25 protein-coding genes are annotated in these 23,656 nt (G+C 32.4%); 12 read left to right on the top strand and 13 right to left on the bottom strand.

Features of this window, described 5'->3' with window-relative positions:
* Positions 1-3: 3 nt before the first annotated feature.
* Complete coding sequence (locus BTO05_RS11610) at positions 4-768, top strand: class I SAM-dependent methyltransferase (RefSeq protein ID WP_087492825.1); 765 nt, start codon at positions 4-6, stop codon at positions 766-768.
* Positions 769-816: 48 nt separating this feature from the next.
* Here the strand turns inward: BTO05_RS11610 and BTO05_RS11605 are convergent, their stop codons facing one another.
* The 6 genes from BTO05_RS11605 to BTO05_RS11580 all read right to left on the bottom strand — a co-directional run bounded on the left by BTO05_RS11605 (position 817) and on the right by BTO05_RS11580 (position 7,410).
* On the bottom strand, positions 817-2,394 hold the full coding sequence (locus BTO05_RS11605; RefSeq protein WP_087492824.1) for a LamG-like jellyroll fold domain-containing protein: 1,578 nt from the start codon (positions 2,392-2,394) through the stop codon (positions 817-819).
* Positions 2,395-2,489: 95 nt separating this feature from the next.
* Positions 2,490-3,239 carry a LytR/AlgR family response regulator transcription factor gene (locus BTO05_RS11600; RefSeq protein ID WP_087492823.1) on the bottom strand — a complete coding sequence of 250 codons (750 nt, stop codon included), beginning with the start codon at positions 3,237-3,239 and terminating at the stop codon, positions 2,490-2,492.
* Between the two features lies 1 nt (position 3,240).
* Positions 3,241-5,085, bottom strand: a complete 1,845-nt coding sequence (locus BTO05_RS11595) for a histidine kinase (protein ID WP_198295227.1) — start codon at positions 5,083-5,085, stop codon at positions 3,241-3,243.
* Positions 5,086-5,178: 93 nt separating this feature from the next.
* Positions 5,179-6,168, bottom strand: a complete 990-nt coding sequence (locus tag BTO05_RS11590) for an FAD:protein FMN transferase (protein WP_087492821.1) — start codon at positions 6,166-6,168, stop codon at positions 5,179-5,181.
* A gap of 5 nt (positions 6,169-6,173) precedes the next feature.
* On the bottom strand, positions 6,174-6,551 hold the full coding sequence (locus BTO05_RS11585; protein ID WP_087492820.1) for a Na(+)-translocating NADH-quinone reductase subunit F: 378 nt from the start codon (positions 6,549-6,551) through the stop codon (positions 6,174-6,176).
* A complete protein-coding gene (locus tag BTO05_RS11580; protein WP_087492819.1) occupies positions 6,544-7,410 on the bottom strand; it encodes a DUF4846 domain-containing protein in 867 nt (288 codons plus the stop codon). Before BTO05_RS11580 ends, BTO05_RS11585 begins: the two co-directional genes overlap by 8 nt.
* Before the next feature lie 55 nt (positions 7,411-7,465).
* Between BTO05_RS11580 and BTO05_RS11575 the strand changes: the two genes are divergently transcribed.
* The 8 genes from BTO05_RS11575 to BTO05_RS11540 all read left to right on the top strand — a co-directional run bounded on the left by BTO05_RS11575 (position 7,466) and on the right by BTO05_RS11540 (position 12,999).
* Positions 7,466-8,905 carry an SLC13 family permease gene (locus BTO05_RS11575; RefSeq protein ID WP_087492818.1) on the top strand — a complete coding sequence of 480 codons (1,440 nt, stop codon included), beginning with the start codon at positions 7,466-7,468 and terminating at the stop codon, positions 8,903-8,905.
* A gap of 124 nt (positions 8,906-9,029) precedes the next feature.
* The gene (locus BTO05_RS11570; protein WP_087492817.1) at positions 9,030-9,803 is read left to right on the top strand and encodes a DUF6090 family protein; all 774 of its coding nucleotides are present in this window, start codon (positions 9,030-9,032) and stop codon (positions 9,801-9,803) included.
* Positions 9,796-10,515, top strand: a complete 720-nt coding sequence (locus BTO05_RS11565; RefSeq protein WP_087492816.1) for a DUF6090 family protein — start codon at positions 9,796-9,798, stop codon at positions 10,513-10,515. Before BTO05_RS11570 ends, BTO05_RS11565 begins: the two co-directional genes overlap by 8 nt.
* A gap of 38 nt (positions 10,516-10,553) precedes the next feature.
* Positions 10,554-10,802 carry a DUF6090 family protein gene (locus tag BTO05_RS11560; RefSeq protein WP_087492815.1) on the top strand — a complete coding sequence of 83 codons (249 nt, stop codon included), beginning with the start codon at positions 10,554-10,556 and terminating at the stop codon, positions 10,800-10,802.
* Positions 10,803-10,860: 58 nt separating this feature from the next.
* Positions 10,861-11,238, top strand: coding sequence for a hypothetical protein (locus tag BTO05_RS11555; protein ID WP_087492814.1), 378 nt, complete (start codon positions 10,861-10,863; stop codon positions 11,236-11,238).
* Positions 11,239-11,994, top strand: a complete 756-nt coding sequence (locus tag BTO05_RS11550; RefSeq protein ID WP_087492813.1) for a DUF6090 family protein — start codon at positions 11,239-11,241, stop codon at positions 11,992-11,994.
* 3 nt (positions 11,995-11,997) lie between these two features.
* Positions 11,998-12,372: a hypothetical protein gene (locus BTO05_RS11545; protein WP_087492812.1), complete on the top strand. Its 375-nt coding sequence runs from the start codon at positions 11,998-12,000 to the stop codon at positions 12,370-12,372.
* Between the two features lie 177 nt (positions 12,373-12,549).
* Positions 12,550-12,999, top strand: coding sequence for a Na(+)-translocating NADH-quinone reductase subunit F (locus tag BTO05_RS11540; protein ID WP_087493355.1), 450 nt, complete (start codon positions 12,550-12,552; stop codon positions 12,997-12,999).
* Between the two features lie 74 nt (positions 13,000-13,073).
* Here BTO05_RS11540 and nqrF read toward each other — a convergent pair whose 3' ends face one another.
* From nqrF to BTO05_RS11510, 6 genes are read right to left on the bottom strand one after another with little or no spacing between them, the layout of a single operon-like run.
* Entirely contained in the window at positions 13,074-14,384 is a 1,311-nt protein-coding gene (gene nqrF / locus BTO05_RS11535; protein WP_087492811.1) for an NADH:ubiquinone reductase (Na(+)-transporting) subunit F, read from the bottom strand.
* 1 nt (position 14,385) lies between these two features.
* A complete protein-coding gene (nqrE, locus tag BTO05_RS11530) occupies positions 14,386-15,108 on the bottom strand; it encodes an NADH:ubiquinone reductase (Na(+)-transporting) subunit E (protein ID WP_087492810.1) in 723 nt (240 codons plus the stop codon).
* Between the two features lie 32 nt (positions 15,109-15,140).
* Positions 15,141-15,785, bottom strand: a complete 645-nt coding sequence (locus tag BTO05_RS11525; protein WP_087492809.1) for an NADH:ubiquinone reductase (Na(+)-transporting) subunit D — start codon at positions 15,783-15,785, stop codon at positions 15,141-15,143.
* 5 nt (positions 15,786-15,790) lie between these two features.
* Entirely contained in the window at positions 15,791-16,585 is a 795-nt protein-coding gene (locus BTO05_RS11520) for a Na(+)-translocating NADH-quinone reductase subunit C (RefSeq protein ID WP_087492808.1), read from the bottom strand.
* A 2-nt stretch (positions 16,586-16,587) separates the two neighbouring features.
* Positions 16,588-17,796, bottom strand: coding sequence for an NADH:ubiquinone reductase (Na(+)-transporting) subunit B (locus BTO05_RS11515; protein WP_087492807.1), 1,209 nt, complete (start codon positions 17,794-17,796; stop codon positions 16,588-16,590).
* The gene (locus BTO05_RS11510; RefSeq protein ID WP_087492806.1) at positions 17,796-19,148 is read right to left on the bottom strand and encodes a Na(+)-translocating NADH-quinone reductase subunit A; all 1,353 of its coding nucleotides are present in this window, start codon (positions 19,146-19,148) and stop codon (positions 17,796-17,798) included. The genes BTO05_RS11515 and BTO05_RS11510 overlap by 1 nt, the downstream gene beginning before the upstream one ends.
* A 244-nt stretch (positions 19,149-19,392) precedes the next feature.
* On the opposite strand from BTO05_RS11510, the gene BTO05_RS11505 reads away from it, so the two are divergent.
* The 3 genes from BTO05_RS11505 (at position 19,393) to apaG (ending at position 22,544) form a co-directional block, all read left to right on the top strand.
* Complete coding sequence (locus BTO05_RS11505; RefSeq protein ID WP_087492805.1) at positions 19,393-20,640, top strand: type IX secretion system plug protein domain-containing protein; 1,248 nt, start codon at positions 19,393-19,395, stop codon at positions 20,638-20,640.
* Between the two features lie 83 nt (positions 20,641-20,723).
* A complete protein-coding gene (locus BTO05_RS11500) occupies positions 20,724-22,100 on the top strand; it encodes a pyridoxal phosphate-dependent decarboxylase family protein (protein ID WP_087492804.1) in 1,377 nt (458 codons plus the stop codon).
* A 57-nt stretch (positions 22,101-22,157) separates the two neighbouring features.
* The gene (gene apaG, locus BTO05_RS11495; protein ID WP_087492803.1) at positions 22,158-22,544 is read left to right on the top strand and encodes a Co2+/Mg2+ efflux protein ApaG; all 387 of its coding nucleotides are present in this window, start codon (positions 22,158-22,160) and stop codon (positions 22,542-22,544) included.
* A 36-nt stretch (positions 22,545-22,580) separates the two neighbouring features.
* Here the strand turns inward: apaG and BTO05_RS11490 are convergent, their stop codons facing one another.
* Positions 22,581-23,585 carry a DUF6695 family protein gene (locus BTO05_RS11490; RefSeq protein WP_087493354.1) on the bottom strand — a complete coding sequence of 335 codons (1,005 nt, stop codon included), beginning with the start codon at positions 23,583-23,585 and terminating at the stop codon, positions 22,581-22,583.
* Positions 23,586-23,656: the final 71 nt, after the last annotated feature.

Here is a 23,656-nt window from a genome sequence, read left to right as displayed (position 1 = left end):
AACTTGAAATCAATTTTTAAGTATATATTAAACGTTATTCCAAGACCATTACTAATAAGGTTTAGTTACATTGTTCGTCCAATTTTCGCATTCTTTCTAAAAGGAAATAAATTTACTGACCCAATTGATGGTAATAGTTTTAGGACTTTCTTGCCATATGGTTATGATGAACAAAGAAGTAGTATACTTTCTCCATCAACTCTTTCTTTAGAAAGACACAGACTACTTTGGCTATATTTAAAAAATGAAACTGATTTTTTCTCTGCGAAAAAGAAAGTATTACATTTTGCGCCAGAACAGTGTTTTCTAAAACTATTTAAAAAGTTAGATAATCTAGATTATACAACAACAGACTTATTATCTCCAATAGCCGATATCAAAGCAGATATTTGTAATCTTCCTTTTGAAGATAACAGTTATGACATTATTCTTTGCAACCATGTTTTGGAACATATTCCAGACGACACTAAAGCTATGCAAGAGCTATATCGTGTTATGAAACCAAATGGATGGGGGATTTTTCAAATTCCACAGGACCTAGAAAAAAGTTTAACTTTTGAAGACAATACAATAACTAATAAAAAGGAACGAGCAAAAATATTTGGCCAATATGATCATGTTAGAGTTTATGGTCGTGATTACTTTGACAAACTTCGTTCTATTGGCTTTAGAGTTAATGAAATTGATTACACTGCTAAACTCTCAAAAGATGAGATAAAAAAATATTGCCTTACTAAAGGAGAAGTTATTCCACTTGTATATAAATAGAGTAAAAGAAACTTTTACTGCTCTTATTATAGACTTAAATTTAAAGAATCATTGTTTTATAAAACGTTTAACGACCTCTCCCGAAATTGTTAACGCCTTAAGAATATAAACACCGCTTTTAAGCTGTGAAATATTTATCTGCTTTTGGTTTGTTGTAATGACTTCATTACCAGTGATGTCAAAAATTCTTATGTAGCTGTTTTCAAGTTTATTTACCTCGATATTTAAGGTATTGCGTGTTGGGTTTGGATACATTTTAATTTTATTAAAATTAAAGTCTGTAACGGTAAGAGAATTACATTCAAACTCGGTTTCAACAAAATTATTGGCAGCATCAATATTAATCCAATTCGTTTGGCTATACATTTTATCATCAACAAAAATACAATTCAAATTGGGAGTAAATTGCGAGTTGAATGATGTAATACTTGTGTTATTTCCATTTCTTAAATCCAAGCTAGAAAGCAGGCTCCCACTAGCAAATCCAACAGCAGTGAGGTTAGTATAATTTGATAAATCTAGACTTGAAAGTTTTGAATCTGTAATATTAATGATTTGTAAGGTATTAGAATTAGGTAAGACTACAGTGGCCAATTGAAAAGCTTCTGCATACAAAAAGGTATGCAAATTTATATTTTGACTTAAGTCTATTGTTGAAGCATTGTTAGTATCAGCGTCCAACCTTGTTAATGCTGTAAACGATTCAATACCCGTCCAGTCTAAAATACCTACTCCAATGGGTTGTAAGGTTCCTGAAAAACTCATAGCCTCACTAACTTGAATTTCTGTATCTCCGTTTGTATTTACAGAGGCATTGTTGACCAACCAAGATTTAAAATTAACATCTGGAATATTAACAACTGGTGGTGGTGTACCACCTGACAAATACACGATTTCATCATTTGTTAAGGCTCGTTCATAAAGCCTTATATCGTCTAAAGCACCTTCATAAAATTGACTTTGTGGTTGTTGTGCAATCAACAAATTGTTATTATTTGACCAAAGTACAGGGCCAAAACCAGTTCCTGAAGCTACAAAAGGAAAATCATAACTAGCATCTAAAACACCATCTATATATAATCGTTGTACGTAGCGTTCTTGACTTGTACCTTGCTCTTTATACACACTAAAAACGACATGATGCCACTGATTATCATTTATTGTGGTAGAACTAGAAAGTGTATTTGTTTGATCACAGTTTGTACCAAAACAACTGTGTCGGCTATACATTTTTAACGTAGTACCACTGTAATAAAAATCATAACCATAAAGTGTTCCATTTGAATGTGTTTGCCTAAAAATACCTCGAGTAGCACTACTAGAAAATTCGATTTTAATCCAAACACTAATAGACACTTCTTGATTGGTACTTTGAAATTGGCTTGCAGATATTTGACCTGCATTAAAACTTGTTCCTAGCAACTGTACAGCATTATTAGGAATGCCGTCTTGCCCTGTTATTACAGAAGGTGCATTACCCGAACGAACCAAATCACTTGTTCCTGGATTAGCATCATTTTGTAAACTGCCATTTATAAACAAATATCGTTTTGTATCGTCTATCGGAATTTGAGTAAATGCATAAGCACCTAACAGTAACATCAAAAAAAGTAATTTTGTTTTCATGAGTATAAAACTTATTGTTTAGGATAAAAATACCATCAAAAACAACCTAGTTTAGTGACTAATTGCTGAAACTGGATTTTGAACTTTTAAAGCCTTCAGATATTATGAACAATCGTTAGAAATTCTTCTTTTTTATCATTTGAAATAGATATAGTTTTGTCATTCTCCATAATAATATATCCGCCATCTTTACGGACATAATCTTTTATATAGGAAAGATTAATTAGGTGAGAACGATGTGGGCGATAAAATAACTTTATGTTTATTAAAGCTTCTACGAAAAACTTAAGAGGCTTACTAACTAAAATATTACCATAGGATGTTGTACTCACATTGGTATACATACCATCTGCCTCAAGCGTAATGATATCGTTAAAATTTACAAACTTTATACCTTCAGAATAAGGCAATCCTATCTTTTTAAAGCTGCTGTCCTCTAGACTAGATTTTAGTTCTGTCAATCGCTTGTTAATTTGGGTATTCCCCAAAAAGCTAATGGCTTTTTGCACAGCGGCTTTTACCTGATTTGGACGCACAGGCTTCAATAGGTAATCAATAGCTGATAATTGAAATGCTTGTATGGCATATTCGCTATAAGCCGTTGTAAAAATAATTTCAAAATTATGAACTTCTTTTTCAATAAAATTCAAAATCTCTAATCCTGAATGTTCTGGCATTTCTATATCTAAAAAGACAATACTGGGTTGTTGTATTTTTATTAGCTCTATACCTGAAAGCAAGTCTTTGGCTTCAAAAATGTCTGTAATTTTTGAGCAGTTTTCTTGAACCAAGATACGCAATACTTGTCGTGCCTTTTTTTCGTCATCAATAATGAGTGCTTTCATACTAAGTTAAAATTGGGATATTAAGAATGACTTTAGTCCCCAGAGCTTTACCGTCTTCTCTCAAGTCTATGATATTCACACCGATTTTTCGTTCTTTTCCGTAATTGAGCAAATCTAAACGCTCTGCAGTAGCTTTAAGAGCAAATGCTTTCTGGACTTCTTTTCGTTTTGCATTTATTGCATTGGATTTCTCTCTTCCAATGCCGTTATCTTTTATTACGCATTGAAGCACTTTGTCGGATAACTTAAAAAAATTAATATCTAAACTCCTATCATCTTTCTTATGGAAAAGCCCGTGCTTTAGTGCATTTTCTATGTAGGGTTGAATAAGCATTGTCGGGATTTTTACAACCTCTGTATTGATTGTGCTGTCAACTTTTAGATGGTACTGAAATTCATCTTCAAATCTTAGTTTCTCAAGCTCTAAATATAATTTTAGATTATGAACTTCATCACTAACCGAAATAAAACCTGTATCGCTAAAATGAAGATAATTCCTTATTAAGTCCGCAAACTTCCCTAAGTAATCACTTGCCAAATCCTTTTTATTAAGGACAATATAATCCTGAATAGAATTAAGTGCATTGAAAACAAAGTGTGGATTCATTTGCGATTTTAAAGCTTTTAACTCAGAATCTCGATACTGTTTTTCTAGTGCCAAACGCTTTTGAGTTTCTTTCAATTCTGCTGTAATCAATTCTGCTTTTTTATGAGCGCGAAGTCTACCGATATAAAGCAAAGAACTTAAAAGTATTAAGACTGCAAATATGGTCGAACCAATAAACATATTTTTATTCTTATTACTTTGCAAATTTGCTATTTCCTTTTGTTTTTTTACTTTTTCAATATCGAACTTTACATTCATTTCTGCAATTAAAGATTTACGCTCCTTAGTATCTAAAGAGTCTTTTAATGTATTATAGCGGTTGTTGGCCATATTAGCTTTCTCGCGCTCCTTTACAATGCTATATGCAATAAACAAACGTTGATTAGTCATTTTAGAATAATACAAGTTACCCGTTCTGTCAAATATTTCTAAGGCGTTTTCATAACATGGTATGGATTCTTTGGTATTACCTTGTAAAGATTCTATATCTCCTAAAATTCTATATGAAGATGCCAAGTTTCGATCTTCGTTATTGGCTTTGTAATAATCCAAGGATTTTGTAATCATCTGCTTAGCCTCCTTATACTTTGAAATATTCTTATAATGGTCTCCTAAAACAGAAGTCATAATAATTTCCATGTGTTTATCACCTATTTTATTTGCTATTTCTTTAGCTTTCAAATAACATATTTCAGCATTATCTAAATCTTTCAATTGGGCATAAGATCCACCTGCATTATAATAATATTTAACGGTTTCACTTGATAATGGGATTTTTTTTGATAATTCAATAACCTTTAAAATCACATCTAACGATTTTTGATTATCTCCATAACCTCTGTAGACCGTAGACAATATGTTTTGAGTAAAAATTTTATCTTTTAAAGATACATCTATACTATCTTGGATTCTTGCCGCCTGCAGAATTTCAGAAAGTGCTTCTTTAAATAGTCCTCGCGATACATAATTATCAGCCATGCGGGTTTTTAATTCTGATACAGTTTGATAATCCTCTAGAGATTCTGCTATGGCAATAGCCTCTTTCATGTAAGGCTCCGCCTTATCTATATCTTTCTTATAATGATAGTTCGAGATATCTACCAGATAACTTATCCTAACTTTATCTTTATTTGCATAATTATCTACCAAATTTTGCAAACTATCTAACTTAGGTGATTGCGAAAAGCCAGCCATAATAACTATAGAAAATAAGCCAAGAAAACCTTGTTTAAACTTCATTGTAAAGAAATTAGTTTTAACAAAAATAAAAATACTATGACAATGTTGTTCTATTTTTTTGTGAATTGGCATTTACAACTGCTAAAGCCAAGCTTACTCTGCAAACCCATTCAAACTCATAATTTTCAATACATTCTTCTTATCTAAATAAATAAAATAAGCCTGCAGTTCTGGGTGTACATTTAAAAAGTGTTTGGCCTCTTCAACTCCCATAGCCTGAAACGTAGTGGCATAAGCATCTGCTAACATTGCACTTGGTGCAATGACTGTAACACTGAGCACATTAGTCTTTGTTGGATAGCCTGTTTTGGTATCTATAATATGTGCGTATCTATTTCCGGCAGCATCAAGCTTAAACTTTCGGTATGTACCAGAAGTTGCCATACCCATATTTTTCAATGTAATTGCTTTAGAATAGGATTTTGAACCATCAAAATTAGGGTCTTCAATTCCTACGGTCCAACCTTTTTTACTGTCTTTATTTATACCAGAAGAACGCATATCTCCACCAATATCAACCAAATAGTTATTGATACCTTTGGATGCTATAAAATCTGCAATAACATCAATTCCATAACCCTTAGCGATGGCATTAAAGTCTAAATAAACTGTATCAGGCTTAATAAAACGAGTCGGTAACATTTTTACATTATCAAACCCAACATGCTTCATTAAATTTTGAATGGTTGCACTGTCTGTTAAAAACTTGTTTTCATCAGGTCCAAAATTCCATGCATTAACAACATTACCAATGGTAGGATCAAAAATACCTTTAGACTCTTTGAAAATTTTTTTTGAAGTATTAAATACTTTTCGGAAGTGCTTATCAACATTGAACTCTTCATTCCTATTCCATTTAGAAATATCAGAATCAGGTATATACGTTGACAACGACTTATTAATAACTGCAAATAAACTATCAAACTGAGGCTGATAATTAATCCCTTCTTCAGAATGGTATTGAATGTTATATCCTGTACCAAAAACTGGCCCATTAAGTTTAATGTTTTTTTCTATCGACTTTTCATTTTTACATGAAAAAAAGGATAAACAAACACACAATAACAAAATCACTCTTTTCATAATATCTAGTTTAAGTTATTCTCTAATACTTGAATCCCATTGTATTCAATTAAGTATTCTTCGTTAAGATAGATTGGTAAGTCTTCGCCATTTGGATTACCTAAGCCAACACCTGCGTATAGGACTTTTGCGTCTTTGTCATAGGCATGCTTTTTAAATGTTTCCATCCAAACAACATCATAGTTATTAGGATTATCAGGTAAAACTGTAGCTCTAACAATTACAAAAAAGTACTGACTATTTTTGTCAATACATACAAATTGAGGGTGCTTTTTTAGTTTGCTATTAATGGCAACAAACTCGAACCCGCGTGACTCCAAATCCTTACCAACATGGTTCATGGCAAGGTTATGTAATTCTTGTTTTGAAAGTGCTTTACTCATCTTTAAATCTTACAAACTTAGAGTTTGCAAAGGTAAAGCCTGGGACAGATATTTCCGAATTTATTTCTAAATTATACCAAGGCGAAATTGAGGTATCATCCAAGTTTTTAAGCATATGAATACTTTGTGCTGGTGTGTTGCCTTGTATAAGCAGAAATTGGCGCTCGCCATTTACATTTTTAGCAATATCGGCAATCATAATAATGTGACCAGGAAAACCACCAACAATAAGCATATCTCCGATTTGTAACTTATTAATGGCTTTTATCTCCTTCAACTCATGGTTTAAAGACATTGTACCAGCGTAGGTATAAATTAGATTGAGATATTTGTAAAAATTCGCCTTACTACTATTTGCAGAAGCTGTTTTATGAAAGCTTACTTTATTATCGTTAATTTTAGGTCGGTAACCTTCAGCATATTTTGTCCAAGAGCAATAATGGCCGCTTGTAAAATTAAATCCTATTTTATTTTTCTGATTGGTTTCCCATAAATATTCGCTTCGCAAACGCATTAAAGCATCTGCACATTGCTGTAAGCCATTGCTTGGCACATCGACATCTAAAACACCAACATGACCGAGTTGATAGAAATAAGGATTACCATCGTAATTAATCACCTTAGAACCAAAGACTTTTAATTTTTGATGTCTGATGTAATATTGAAATGAAGAAGAATCTACAACTACACGTTCAAAATTTTCAGTAGTATTAACTCGCGTTTTAATGATTTTTTCTGTTTCATTTACATAGGATGGTTTTGTTACTACAGCTGCAATAGTTTGCTTTACTGGCTGAAATTGATACGCAACTGCAACACCGACGACAATTAAGATTAAAAAGCCTAAAATTTTCTTCATATTAAAGTGAACGTCTCAAAACTAAAGTTTCGTATTTAATTTCTATTTTTAAATCATGAATAACCATCCACTATCAAAACGCATTGGTCTTTTTTTGGGACCAATTTTATTTTTCATTATTCAGTTTACATCCATTAGTTTTATTTCAGAAACTGCCGATACTGTAATTGGTGTTGCCACTTGGATGGTAATTTGGTGGATTACCGAAGCGGTTTCAATATCAGTAACAGCGCTTTTGCCGTTGCTGTTATTTCCGTTATTTAAAATAATGCCAATGGCAGATGTTGGCGCTAATTACGGCAGTCCTATTGTGTTTTTATTCTTTGGAGGTTTTGTACTGGCATTGGCTTTAGAGAAAGTCAATCTTCATAAACGCATTGCATTAACCATTATAAAACTCACAGGAACATCACCCAACAAAGTTATTTTAGGTTTTATGATTGCCACCGCTTTTATGAGCATGTGGATAAGTAACACGGCGAGTACCGTTGTAATGTTACCTATTGCAATGTCAGTTATAAACTTACTTATTAATGACGACGATGGTTTTACTAAAGCCGATAAAAACTTTGCACTAAGCGTTATGCTAGGTATAGCTTTTGCGGCTAATGCCGGTGGAATCGCAACGGTAATTGGGACACCACCAAACTCGGTATTAATAGGATTGTTAGAAAACGAATATAACACCCAAATCTCTTTTGTGAAATGGATGTCTTTTGGATTGCCATTTTCAGCATTATTGGTTTCGATTGTGTATTTGATATTAGTCAAGCTGCTTTTTCCGTCCAAAGGTTTGGTTTTTGGCGCTTCGAATTCTGTGATTTCGGATGAGTTAAAAAAGCTTGGGAAACTGACTCCAAAAGAAAAGCATGTACTTATTATTTTTGCAGTTATTGTTTCGCTATGGATTTTTAGAACACTAGTTAATCAGCTTATTCCGTCTCTTGGTCTTAACGATACGATGATTAGTATTTTTGGGGCCATAGCTTTATTTGCTGTTCCGCATAACCTAAAAAAGGGAGATTTTGTTTTACAATGGAGCGATACTCATAAATTGGCTTGGGGTATTTTAATATTATTTGGTGGTGGTTTAGCTTTAGCAAAAGGTATGTCGTCGAGTGGTATTGTAGATGTAGTTGCTAACGGAATTTCTAACGCCAATATAGGTGTTTTAGCTGCGGCTTCGCTACTAATTATCCTTATGCTATTTATGACCGAATTGATGAGCAACGTTGCCTTAACCGCTGTTTTAGCACCTGTTGTTGCAGGTATAGCTATTGGTTTAGATATCCCAATTTTACATTTACTAATTCCTGTAACTATTGCGAGCAGTTGCGCGTTTATGCTACCAATGGCAACACCTCCAAATGCCATTGTATTTGCTAGTGGTTTTATAAAAGTGTATCAAATGGCTCGCGCTGGTATTATCTTGAATTTAATTTCAGTAGCTTTATTAATACTATTATTTCAGTTTGTAATGCCTTTTATTTTTTAAGCTAGAAAATTGTAATTTTAAAAACAATATAGCTTTGTAACATAATAACATATTTACAGACAGATATTTACAACTAACCCAACTACACCATCAACCTAATTTACTTTGAACCTAAAGACAGTAAATGATTAAATTTTTTCGTCGCGTTCGTCAACGCCTACTTACTGAAAACAAATTTAGTAAGTACCTTATCTACGCCATTGGCGAAATTGTGCTCGTTGTTATTGGGATTTTGATTGCACTACAAATTAATAATTGGAATGAGCAGTCTAAATCAAAAAAGTCTGCTGATGTGCAACTAAATCTATTGTATCAAAATATTTCGGATGATCTTATTCAGTTAAATACATTAAGTACTAAAGTCAAAAATAATTTAACTTCATGTAAAAAACTCTCCGAACAATTTCAACAAATAACACCGTTCGATTCTTTAACAACAAGTTATATTATAGACAACATATTTGAATATAATTTTTATGGTAATACTTCGGCTTATGATAAATTAAATCAAAATGGTGAATTTTCTCTTTTACCCATAACCTTACAGAGTGACATAACATATTTTTATAACCTATTATATCGTGTGACGGAACGCGAAGAAATTGCAAACACATTCATAAAAAAAGATTTTGAGCCATACTACTTTGATAATTATAGTAAGTATCATAGAAAAGGTAGTAATAAAAACCCTATAACAAGTGAGTATTACAAAAACGATAGACGAAAACCTATTGCGCTTGACGTTGAAACAATAAAAAATGATCATAAAATGGCAACACTAATTTTCGCGAGATATTACCAATTAAAACAACAACAAGATCTTTACGCAGAGGCTATAGAAAAAGCCCAAAATATTCAAAAGTTAATTGAGAAAAACCCAAGTTTTAATAATGATTAAATTCTTCCGAAAAATTCGTAAAAACTTACTTATGGAAAATAAAACAGGCAAATACTTTAAATACGCTATTGGCGAGATTATCCTTGTTGTTATTGGGATTCTCATCGCTTTGGCAATAAACAATTGGAATGAAAACAGAAAAGAAAAAGAATCATTAAATGCTATATATGATTTAGTGATTAGCGATTTAGAGTCAGACAAAAAAGCTATAGCAAAAATATTAAAATACAACGAGAGTAAGTCGCCTTTATTAAATCACGTTATAAAAGGTAACTTAAATAAAGAGGATTATGATACTAATTCTACATACTATAATTTAATTAACGGAAGCGAAGGCTTTACTTTAAAAACTAAAGGTTATGAGCAACTACGCAGTTTTAATGAAAGTGATTTCTTTTCAGATGCTTTGCAAATTACCATTAATGATTTTTACGAACTCTACAACCAAAGATTAGAAGGACTTAATGAAGTTATTTTTGAAGATTTAAAGAGTAACTATAACTATTGGAAAGAAAATTTTAATTGGTATCCAGATTATTTAATAGAGCAAAAGTCTGAAGAATTTATAACATATTCCATCAATAATATGGATTACAAAAACAGAGTCGCAAACTACTATTATTTGAATTGTATCTTATTAACTAAGGATCTTGAAAAAATTCAAATAGAAGCAACCAAAATATTAAGTCTTCTTAAAGAAAGAAATAAGTAATGATAAAATTCTTCCGAAAAATCCGCCAAAATCTTGTTATGGAAAACAAAACATCCAAATACTTTAAATACGCTATTGGCGAAATTATTCTAGTAGTGATTGGGATTCTCATTGCGCTACAGATTAATAATTGGAATGAAAACAGAAAATTAAATAATAATGAAAAAATTATCCTAATCGATTTAGTCGAAGATTTAGAATTAGATTATAAAGCTTTTACTGAAGACAAAAAAAACCTACACAGGCAATTAAAATTAGTTGACGAGCTTATAGATAGACCCTTATAATTCTACATTAGCAAAAACCGATATCAATTTTATAAGATATCTTGTTTACATCTACCCAGTGACCTTCGAGGATAATATACCCGAAGGTATAAATAATAAAGAGATTATTGAAGTCCTAAAAAACTATTACAGGTATCAGCAAGTGGCATTAAGGGATAATGTAACTTACAGTAACGTAGTATTAAATCTAATTAGACCTTATTTACGAAAAAACGCTATACACATCCCTAAAAAAGCTGTTATTAATATAGAAGATTATGGGAAAAATATATTAGACATATCAAAACTCGAAAAGCTCTACGATACTGATGAATTTGGTCAAATATTATTTGAATTGAGAGTAAAAACAGCAGAGCTTATTGAAGACATAGAAAACCTAATGAAACTCAATAAAGAACTTGTACCAGTAATTAACAATCATATTAACGACATGTAAATGATTAAATTTTTTAGACATATCCGCAAAAACTTACTTATAAAAAACAAGACAGGCAAATACTTTAAATACGCTATTGGTGAAATTATCCTTGTGGTTATAGGAATTTTAATTGCATTACAGATTAATAATTGGAATGAAGCGAATAAGTATCATAAAGTAGAGATACAATTATTAAAACAGGTTAAAATTGACCTCGAGAGCAATAATAAAGAAATAGAAAGTGTAATTGATAAATTAGAATCCAATAATCAAGCTATTGATTCCGTTTTATCTGCTCTAAAAAAGCCAGAATTTAGAGCAAACACATCTTTATATTATTCTATAATTCATTCTAAACAATTTTTAAATTCTATAAATAGCGGTTACAAACGTATTCAAAATAGTCCTAGTGTAGCTATAAATAACGACAGTATACTCAATAGAATAATTGAACTCTATGAAGTTGATTTTGATAATGCCTTTACATTTGAAAGGCAAATGCATGGTTTTATAGAAAACGCTCTTTTTTCATATACAAATAAAAATTTTGAAATTTTATCGGGTTATCAGATGAGTTTTAGTGGTATAGACGATAATCAAAAGAATTTCTTTCAACCTTTAGATTTAGAGAATCTTTCAAATGACAACACCTTCAAAAATATATTATTTCAGCTAAAACAAACCTCTGAAAACAGACTAAAACATTGCGAAATGGTAAAAATTAAAGTAACGGATTTAATAACCGCGATAGAGTCTGAAATTAATTCAAAATAAAAAATGAATTGTAAAGCACATATCCTTTTATTTATAGTATTAGTAGCTCTTAGTTGTAATAAAACTAAACCTTCGTTACCTGACCCACTAGAAGCAGGTTGGGAAGGCAAGTCTGTATGTAAAGTCTTAGAAGACAATAAAGAATTAAGAGTCCTCAAATGTACATTTCCTCCAAAAGTTGGACACGAATTACACTATCATAAACCACATTTTGGCTATACTTTAGTTGGAAGCAAGTTTAAAATTAAAGACACATCTGGAGTAAGAGAAGTAAATGTCCCAACAGGTTATTCGTTCTCTAAAGATAAACTAACAACACACGAAGTTTTAAATATTGGAGACAGTACTGCTGTGTTTTTAATTATGGAATATAAATGATGGATGGATTTAATATCATAATGGTAATTGCTATAATTCTTTTTGCAAGATTAGGTGTAAGATTAGTTACTGGTTATATAAAAATGAAAAAAGAGGATAAGTAAGAGCAATAAATAAAACAATAGCTTTTTTATTTTTTTGTATCTTATTTCCATGAAAGTAGAAAAATCACAAACTATGAAAACTTCAAAACGTTTTGAAGCTGCTATAAAAAAACTCTATTTAGCGTTTCATAACAACACACTAAATCCCGAATGTTGTAAGCAATGTGCTGTTGGTAATATTTTGAATAATACCGAAAGTTGGAAATACCTTTCTGACGACCATGGCTCCACACAACTCAGTTATGTAGGTAAGGTACATCAAAATTTAGGACGTCGTTTTAATGGTTATACGCCACTAGAATTATTGACTATAGAATCTATTTTCTTAAAAGCTTGTGGTTACAAGCTACCGTTGCATCATAAAAATGGTAGACCAGATAACATTAAAGAAAAAGAGGTGCTTTTTAAGGGGCTTTCCGCTGTAATTTCGCATCTATGTAGGATAGAAGGCATCACAAACATAATGGATTATTCTAAGCTATTAGAATACGAAAATAACAAGCCTAAATACCACTTAGTTTAAGAAAGACATCATTTGTAGAAACAGAAAACCCAATAATTTAATTATTGGGTTTTTTATTTTATAAAATTTAGTGATTACCCACCAAAGTCATCAAATCTAATATGCTCATCTGGGATACCAAAATCTTCTCCCATTTTCTGAACCGCTTGGTTCATTAATGGTGGTCCACAGAAATACAGCTCTATATCTTCTGGTGCTTCATGATGATTTAAATAATTATCAATCACACAGTTGTGAATAAATCCTACGAAACCATCTCCAGCTTCGTCATTAATATCCTTTTTCACCTTCCAATTATCTTCTTCCATTGGCTCAGAAAGTGCCATATAGAATTTAAAGTTAGGGAAATCTTGCTCTAATTTTCTAAAGTGCTCAATGTAGAATAATTCACGCTTAGAACGTCCACCATACCAATACGTCACTTTACGACCAGTTTTAATCGTACGGAACAATTCGTATAAGTGTGAACGCATTGGCGCCATACCTGCACCACCACCTACGTAAAGCATTTCACTTTCTGACTCGTTAATGAAGAATTCTCCATAAGGTCCAGAAATCGTTACTTTATCTCCTGGTTTTTGTGCAAAAATATATGATGATGCTACACCTGGATTTACATCCATCCATTGGTTTTTACTTCTATCCCATGGCGGTGTTGCTATACGCACATTCAACATAATCTCACGTCCTTCTGCTGGGTAAGATGCCATAGAATATGCACGCTCAACAGTCTCCGTATTTTTCATTGTTAATGGCCAAAGACCAAACTTATCCCATTCTGCTTGAAACTTGTCTGGCGTATCATGCTCTTCTGGGTGTGCTGTTATATCAATATCTTTGTAATCGATAGTACATTCAGGGATTTCAATCTGAATATATCCACCAGCTTTATATCCCATATCTTCAGGAATCTCTACTACAAATTCCTTAATAAATGATGCTACATTATAGTTACGTACTACAGTTGCTTCCCATTTCTTGATACCAAATACTTCTTCAGGTATGGTAATTTCCATATCCTGTTTCACTTTTACTTGGCAAGACAAACGTGCACCGTGTGCTAACTCTTTTCTTGAAAAGTGAGGCGTCTCTGTTGGTAAAGCTTCTCCACCACCAGATAATACATGACACTCACATTGTATACAAGTTCCACCACCACCACAAGCAGATGGTAAGAAAATTTTATTACTTCCTAAGGTAGATAATAGTGTACTACCAGATGCTACTTCTATTTCGCGTTCACCATTAATCAGAATTTTTACTGGTCCAGATGGTGATAATTTTTGTTTTACAAATAACAATAAACTAACTAGCACCAACGTAATTAATAAAAACGCTGCTACTGTTGCTATAACTGTTCCTGTTGTTCCTGCTGCTAAAATCATATTAATCTATAGTTTTAGTATTTTCTGCTAGTTTGTTTTCTTCTTTAACTTCAAGCTTTTCAACTTGTGCTGTTGGCACATCTTTTGGTGCTTCTTCTTCATCTCCACCAGTTAACATACCACCAAAACTTAGGAAACCAATACCCATTAATCCAGTAATGATAAATGTAATTCCTAAACCTCTTAATGGTGCTGGCACTGCACTGTATCTAATTTTTTCACGGATTGCAGCAATTGCTAAAATCGCTAAAAACCAACCTATACCTGATGATATACCATAGTTAAGTGCTAATCCAAAAGTTTCAATCTCACGAGATTGCATAAATAAAGAACCACCTAAAATCGCACAGTTTACGGCAATTAGTGGTAAAAATATACCTAATGAATTATATAACGATGGAGAGAATTTCTCAACCACTATTTCTACTAATTGCACCATGGTTGCAATCGTTGCAATAAACATGATAAAAGACAAGAAGCCTAAATCGTAGTCTGCATATTCTGGGCCTAACCATTTTAATGCACCTGGCTGTAATAAATACTGGTCTAATAACCAGTTTAATGGTACTGTGATTGCCAATACAAATATTACTGCTGCTCCAAGACCTACTGCTGTAGCTACTTTTTTAGATACGGCTAAGTATGAACACATCCCTAAGAATACGGCAAATACCATATTATCTATAAAGATGGATTTGAAAAATAATTCTAAATGCTCTATCATTTTCTTATACTTTAAATTAAAACGCTAAGCGTTTAGTCTTCGATTAAATCTTTGTTTCTGCTACGTTGTACCCAAATAATAAGTCCTACTATGACTAACGCCATTGGCGGCATTAACATAAATCCGTTGTTCTCATATCCGATAGAATAAACACCTGTCTTTTCAATTGGATCTCCTAAAACTGGAATGCCGAATAAAGTTCCGGATCCAAATAACTCTCTAAAGAAACCAACAATAATCAAGATTACTGCGTAACCTAAAGCGTTACCAATTCCATCAAGAAAAGATTTCCAAGGCCCATTTCCTAGAGCGAAAGCTTCAAAACGTCCCATAATGATACAGTTGGTAATTATTAAACCAATAAATACCGAAAGTGTTTTACTTAATTCAAAAGCAAAAGCCTTTAACACTTGATCAACAATAATTACTAAAGAAGCAACTACAATTAGTTGAACGATAATTCTAATTTTTGAAGGAATAAGATTCCTTAATAAAGAAATTACAACGTTACCTACACCTAAAACAAATAGTACGGCAATACCCATTACCAAAGAAGCTTTCAGTTCAGCAGTAATTGCTAATGCAGAACATATACCTAATACTTGAATTGTAATTGGATTATTGTCCGCTAATGGGTCAGTAATTAACTTAGTGTCTTTTTTTGAAAGTAGTCCCATAGTTATTATAAGTTTTTAAAGTAAGGTAAATACAATTTTAAATCTTTCTTTATCATTTTAGAAACACCGTCACCTGTGATTGTTGCGCCAGCAAGTGCGTCAACTTCGTAATCGTCTTTTATTTCGTTTTTTGGATCATTATTACCTTTAGCGACTGATATACCTTTAAATACACCAGCTTCTGTTAATAATTTTTCACCTGCAAAATCATCCATAAAATAGCGCTGCTTTATGTTAGCACCTAAACCTGGAGTTTCACCTTTATGGTCAAAAAACGCGCCTTGGACAACCATATTTTTATCTACAGCAACATAACCCCAAATAGCATCCCAAAGTCCTTTTCCTCTAATTGGTGCAACATAAACTTTTTGACCATTTTTGTTTGAGATAAAAAGTGGTAAATATCTAGACTTACCTTCTTTTACTCTTGTTTGTTGTTTCTTCACATCAATCAAATAAGGAGCAATACCTTTATCAGCATCTTTGGAATTTGCAAACTCTTCACCTGTCATTTCATTGATTATCTTACCATCTTTAACTTCTAAAACAACTTGCTCAGAAACATTGGAAGCAAATTCTGCTTCAGCTATCTTCGCATCAATAAAAGTAATGTCTCCAGCTCCTTCATTTCCATTTATACCCATAGCATAAAGAATATTTTGTTGCTTTTCTATACGCTCATTCTCTTTAATATTTGGCTTCAATGCTGAAGCTGTAAATGCTAGTAAAGAACCTACAACCAATACCATTACAACTGCAAATAATATTGTGTACGAATTTTTATCTGTGTTAACTGCCATAATTATGCTGCTTTAACTTTTACACGTTTTAATCTTCGTTTTACATTTCCTTGAACCACATAATGGTCAATAGTTGGTGCAAAAACATTCATTAATAATATTGCTAAGAATACTCCTTCTGGATAAGCTGGATTAAATACGCGAATCATAATTGAAATAAATCCTATTAAGAAACCATAAATCCATTTTCCTTTATTTGTTTGTGATGCTGTTACTGGGTCTGTTGCCATATATACCGCACCAAATAATATTGAACCGATAATTAGGTGTTGCCAAAAAGGAACGCTCATCAATCCATAAAACTTACTTGATTCGCTAATCCAACCTGCATCAACAACACCATTAAAAATTAGTCCCATTGCTAAAGCACCTATCAATGTTGAAAATATAATTCTCCAACTTCCTACTTTAGTGAATATCAAAAATAATGCACCTATTATGATTAAGAATTTTGAAGTTTCTCCAACAGAACCAGGTATAATTCCCCAGAACATATCCCAATAATCTATACCTGCTAAAGAGCTATTTTGAGCATATGCTCCTAATAAAGTTTCTCCAGAATATGCATCTGGTGTTCCTGCTGCCGCAGTTGCACCATGCACCCACACTTTATCTCCTGACATCCATGTTGGATAAGCAAAGAATAAAAATGCACGTATTGTTAGAGCTGGATTCAAGATATTCATTCCTGTTCCTCCAAAAACTTCCTTACCGATAACTACACCAAAAACAACTGCTACTGCTAGCATCCATAACGGGATGTCTACAGGTACAATTAATGGCACTAACATACCAGTTACTAAGTACCCTTCTTCAACTTCGTGACCTTTAATAATTGCAAATATGAATTCTACTACAAGACCTACACCATAAGAAACTATGACTAGCGGCAATACTTTCCAAAGACCTATAACAAAGTTGTCCCAAGTCCAGAAAGATGCGCCTAAGAACCCATCAGCAGATTCAATTAGACCTTGTGCTAAGTAGTGTTGGTAACCTGCGTTAAACATTCCAAATACTAAACATGGTACTAAAGCCATGATTACAGTATTCATTGTTCGCTTTAAATCATCTGCAGCTTTTATATGAGTACCGTTATGAGTTGTCTCATTTGGCATGTATAAAAACGTAAATAATGCGTTAAATCCAGGCAACCATTTCTTGTCCTGATTTTTAACTTTGAAATTATGTAATTTTTGCTTTAAACCCATTATCCTATTTCTTTAAGCATTAAGTCTAATCCTTCTCTTATTATTTTTTGATGTGGTTGTTTAGACACACAAATAAACTCAGTCAATGCAAAATCCTCAGGTGCAACTTCGTACATCCCTAGAGCTTCCATTTCATCTAAGTCTTTGTACATACACGCCTTTAAAATCTGCATCGGATAGATATCTAAAGGGAACACCTCTTCATAACTACCAGTGATTACAAATGCACGATGCTCTCCATTAGTATTTGTTGTTAAATCAAACTTTTTATTTGGAGTTAACCATGAAAATGTCAAAGCTCTTGAAGTCGATACTTTATCAAAAACAGGCTTGTTCCATCCGAAAAATTCGTAATCGTCACCTTCAGGGATTACAGTAATTACATTACTATAATAATCTAAATTCCCATCAGGACTTACTTGTTTTCCACTTAATACATTTCCAGATATAATCCTATCATTCCCATCTTTATCAACACCATTATCATAAATCATGGTTGCTACCTCTGCACCGATTTTGGTTTTGAAATAACGTGGTTTCTTTACTGAAGAACCTGCAAGTGCAATTGTTCTTTCGGCGTTAAACTTACCTGTTAATAGTAACTCTCCAATAATTACTAAATCCTGAGCATTTACAGTCCAAACAGTTTCGCCTTTATTTACTGGTCCTACTTTATTGATTAAAGTTCCAACGTTTCCTGCTGGATGCGGCCCAGAAACAACATGAACACTAGCGCCTGTAATATTAGAAAATATAGAACCAGAACCCTTAGCTACAGAAACATGTACATTACCTTCAGTTAATTTTGAAAGTGCTGTTACCGCAGCTTGCAATTCAGCTTCTTTACCTTCTAAAACATAGTCTAAATCTGCTGCTAATGGTGCTGTTGCAAAGCCAGAAATATAAATATCTCTAGGTGCTTTTTCTGCACTAGCCACAACGTCGTAAGGACGTTGTTTAATAAATGCCCAACAACCTGAAGCTAACAAATGTGCCTTAATAGCAGCTGCATCTGCACTTAAGTCAAACTTTCCATGCTCAGCATAGACTTGTGCTTTGTCTGCGTTAATTTTAATGCCGTCAATTCTACGTTTTGGTCCACGTTGTATTTCAGCAATCTCACCAGACACTGGTGACACAAACTTCATAGCTTCATTTTCCTTATTGTAAAATAGTGTATCACCTGCTTTTACTTTAGTACCTTCTTTGGCAACCAATTTTGGTGTAATGCTGTGAAAATCTTCGGGTCTAATCGTGTAAGTGTTGCTAATAATAGCGTTTTCAGTGGTCTTTTCGGCTTCGCCGACCAACTTTATATTTAAACCCTTTTTTATTCTAATGTCTTTTGACATATGTCTTTAAGATTTAGTTATCTAAAAATCGGTGCAAAAATACGAATTAAAGCCAAAACAATTTAGACCATTCTTAAAATTTTTAGTTAATTGTTGTTAAGGAATTTGTCGCAAAATCGTTTTGTTTAACAATCACTTTCAATTCTAATCAAATACTAAAAACAGATTAAACAAATCTTATAACAAAATGTAAACATACTGAGGCATGGATTTTGATTATCTTTGAATGAGAATTTATTAAACTATGAATTTTAAATACTACGCTACTTTACTACTCGTTGGAATTTCTTTTTTTAGCTTTTCTCAAGTTGAAGAAACATTACCTCCGAATTTTATAAAGACCATTACATTCAAAGGAAGTACGAGTCAAGCACAATTACCTATTTTAAGACTTGGTGAACCTTTTAGTCTTGAATTTGATGCATTAACTGGCAATGAAGAAGATTTTTACTATAAGATTGAACACTTTAATTTTGATTGGACGCCTTCGCAACTTGTAAAGGGAGAATATTTAAGAGGCATTGATAATATGAGAATCATCACTTACCTTAATTCTCTTAACACATTTCAAATTTATTCTCATTACGATTTAAATATCCCTAATCAACAAACTAAAGGATTACTTAAATCTGGTAATTATATGATTACCATATATGATGACTATGATGAAGTTATGTTTTCTAGAAAGTTTATGGTTGTAGAAGACATAGCATCTGTCGGCGTAAAACCAAGACGTACTCGTAATTTTGAAACAATTAACGAGAAGCAAATTGTCAATATCAAAATAAATTCTGGGGACACTAATTTGAATAATCCTTTAGAAACTGTAAAGACTCTTGTTATTCAAAACAACAATTTAAATACTGCAATATCTAACCTAATACCCCAATTTACAGTAGGGAACGAATTAATATATCGATATGACGACGAAGCGTCTTTTTGGGCAGGTAATGAATACTTAAATTTTGAAAGTAAAAATGTGCGTTCTGCGAATCTTGGTATTCAATTTATAGATTTACAAGACTTATATCATAGCTACTTATTTAAACAAATAAGTAGAAGAGATAGACCATACACATGGAATCCAGATATAAATGGCAACTTTTTGATAAATGCTATTGGCGTCAATAATCTAGACACCCAAGCTGATTATACCGAAGTTCACTTTACACTTATGCACGAACAAATCCCAGGTAAAGATGTACATGTTTTTGGCAACTTTAACAACTTTGCAATAGAGGATATGACACGTATGTATTATAACAATGAAAGTGGTAATTACGAATGCATTATAAAGTTAAAACAAGGTTTTTACAATTATAAATTTGTAACAGTAGATGGCGATGGTACAGTTGATGAAGGAGCAATTAGTGGTAACTTTTGGCAAACTGAAAATAACTATAAAGTTTTGGTTTACTACAGAGATTTAGGTGCACGTTATGATAGATTAATAGGCTTTGGAGAAGCAAACTCCGAACGCATTACCAATTAATACTCAATATTTTATTTAAAGTAATTTTGTAAGTATCTTGTAGGTTTTTAGACATAGAAACCAACATTTTAGAGTATTACAAAATGCAGCAAGACCTCAAGATATTTTCAGAATTATGTGATTTTCTTTTTGAAGAAGAAAAGAACAACCCTGTAGCACAACCTATCCCTACTTCAGAATTATTTCAAAAATTAGATTTATCACTAAATGACGAAGGTGTCATAAACGAGGAATTAGCTTTGACATTAAAGTCTATTATAAAATATACGCCTAAAACAGCTTCAAAATCATTTTTTAATCAACTTTTTGGTGGAAGAATTGGAAAAGCCACTTTAGGAGATTTACTAGCAGTTATGCTTAATAACAGCATGTATACATACAAAGTTGCTGGCCCACAAGTTGGTATAGAGAAAGAGATTATAGATAATATTTGTAACCTTTCTGGCTATCCCAAAAATAGCGGTGGCACATTGGCTGCTGGTGGCTCAATGACCAATTTTATGGCGTTATTAATGGCTAGAGATTATAAATTCCCTAAAATTAGAACTGAAGGCATTACCCAGAAAATGACAATTTACACTTCTGAAGCTTCTCATTATTCCATTTCTAAAAATGCAGTTTTATCTGGTATAGGAAGACATAATGTAAGATTGATTAAAACCAATAATAAAGGTGAAATGAGCGCAACTCATTTAGATCAAGTCGTTAAAGAAGACATCGCAAATGGACATCAACCGTTTTTTGTAAATGCAACAGCTGGCACAACCGTATTGGGAGCTTTTGACGATATTACTAATCTAAGTAAAGTCTGCAAAGCACACAATTTATGGTTACATGTTGATGGCGCATATTGTGGCAGTGTAATATTTAGCGCAAAATATAAACATCTTGTTGACGGACTAAGATTATCTGATTCTTTTAGTGTCAATGCTCATAAAATGCTTGGAACACCTTTAGGTTGCTCAATTATTACTACACAACACAAATCTCAGCTACATCATTCTTTTTCTAATGAAGCTGATTATTTATACCAAACAGATGGCGATGATTACAATCTAGGCAAAACTTCATTACAATGCGGGCGTCGAAATGATGCTTTAAAACTATGGACACTATGGAAATCTGTTGGTACTAAAGGGCTTGAGAAAATAGTTGACCATCAATTTGAACTAGCTCAAACTGCAAGAGATTACATTAATAATAATCCAGATTACAAACTTTATAGTTTTGACGATTCTATTTCTATATGTTTTAATTATAAAGACATACCTGCAAATTTATTATGCACAGCTCTATATGAAGATTCTGAACTCATGGTTGGCTTTGGTAAGTTTAATAATACAGAATTCGTAAGAATGGTTACAATAAATACAGTATTACAAAAAGAAGATATTCTGAATTTCTTTGAAACCTTAGAAACTTATGCCTCTAAATCTTTGTTAAAAAACACACTAACATAAAGCAATATTATATAACAAATAAAAAAATAGCTTATCTTCGCAGTGAACAAAAAAGCAATGGTACAACAAGTTACAAGCGGAATTAAAATTTCAGTTGAAACTGATTTCGAGGGTACATTTTATAAAAATTATAAAATGAATTTTGCCTTCGCTTATAAAGTTACTATTGAAAATCAGAGTAACGACGTTGTACAGCTAAACTCTCGCTATTGGAAAATCAAGGATGCCTTAAATAATATTGAGGTAGTACGTGGTGAAGGCGTAATTGGTCAGAAACCAATTCTTCAACCAGGTGAATCTCATACTTATAATTCGGGTTGCTTACTAACATCACCTTTTGGTAGTATGCACGGTTATTACAATATGATTAACTTTTCAAACTCTAAAAGGTTTAAAGTTTACATACCTTCTTTTAGATTAAGTGCACCTTTTTCTCTGAACTGACTTCGACAAACTCAGCCACCAAATTATAATATTTAATTATTTGAAATCTTTTTGATATTCAAATCGAAATGTTTTTTCGTTTTGATTAATGTGAAAAAATTTACAGTTAGAATAATGTATAAATTCATAGCTTAGACTAACATCAAAACTAGCGTCATTTATTTTATAGACGCCATCACAATCTATATTTCCGTAAGGAGAAATTCTTCGAAATCTGTATTCAGATTTACTTTCTAATCCATAAATTTCGAACCAAGCACCAGCTGCAATACCACCAAGCCACTGAGCGTGGTCTTCTTTTGTATCATTATGCTTTGGTAATATTGTTCCTTCTATACTTGGGTTATACTCTTTAAGAAGATCCAAGAACAATCGTCTATTTTCTTTACTAACAGAAGAAGTGAATTTATGTATTTCTGCTTTGTCAGTAACTCTATATACATGATTATCTGTATCAGCTATAACTACGTTTCCGATAGTACTTGGTGTAAACCATTTAGATTTAATTAATGCTCTTTTTATTTTTTTATCGATTACAGATGCTATCAATGCATCCGTAACAAAACGCGCGCAATTACAAGCTTGACCAATAAAAGCTGCATATCTTATAAAGCCTTCATTCTGGCGTTCGGTAATATGTTTACGAGCCAAATCATAATTTATACTGTTACATATTGAAGCATATAAATCACCATCACCGTGAGTTAATTTAGGATTTGTAGCTAGAAACTTTAAAACTTCATCAAAATTCAGAATCCTATCACCTTTGATATTTGCTTTTATAGGAAAATTTAGTTCAAAATCGGTCTCTTTACCTCTTACTCTTCCATTTGGTGAAGATGTTATATATCGTCCAAAATCGTGATATTCTAATTCACCCGTTTTCTTATCTATTAACACCAAAGCTGCATGTCCTGCACGCACATGTTTTTTATTTCCTATAAACAAAAATCTGAGAAATTTTGAATACCATTCTTCGGCATGAGAAACAATAGTTTCCGGATAAGCCATAGTTATTATAAAAGCATCATTTTGAAGCATAGTCATAGAAATAAATAATCAGCTATTTTGTCATTTTTATAAGAAGCAACTTACAAAAATTAATCAATAAT

Origin of the sequence: Winogradskyella sp. PC-19 (assembly GCF_002163855.1) — a bacterium.
GTDB lineage: Bacteria > Bacteroidota > Bacteroidia > Flavobacteriales > Flavobacteriaceae > Winogradskyella.
This window is presented reverse-complemented; position numbering and strand designations above follow the sequence as displayed.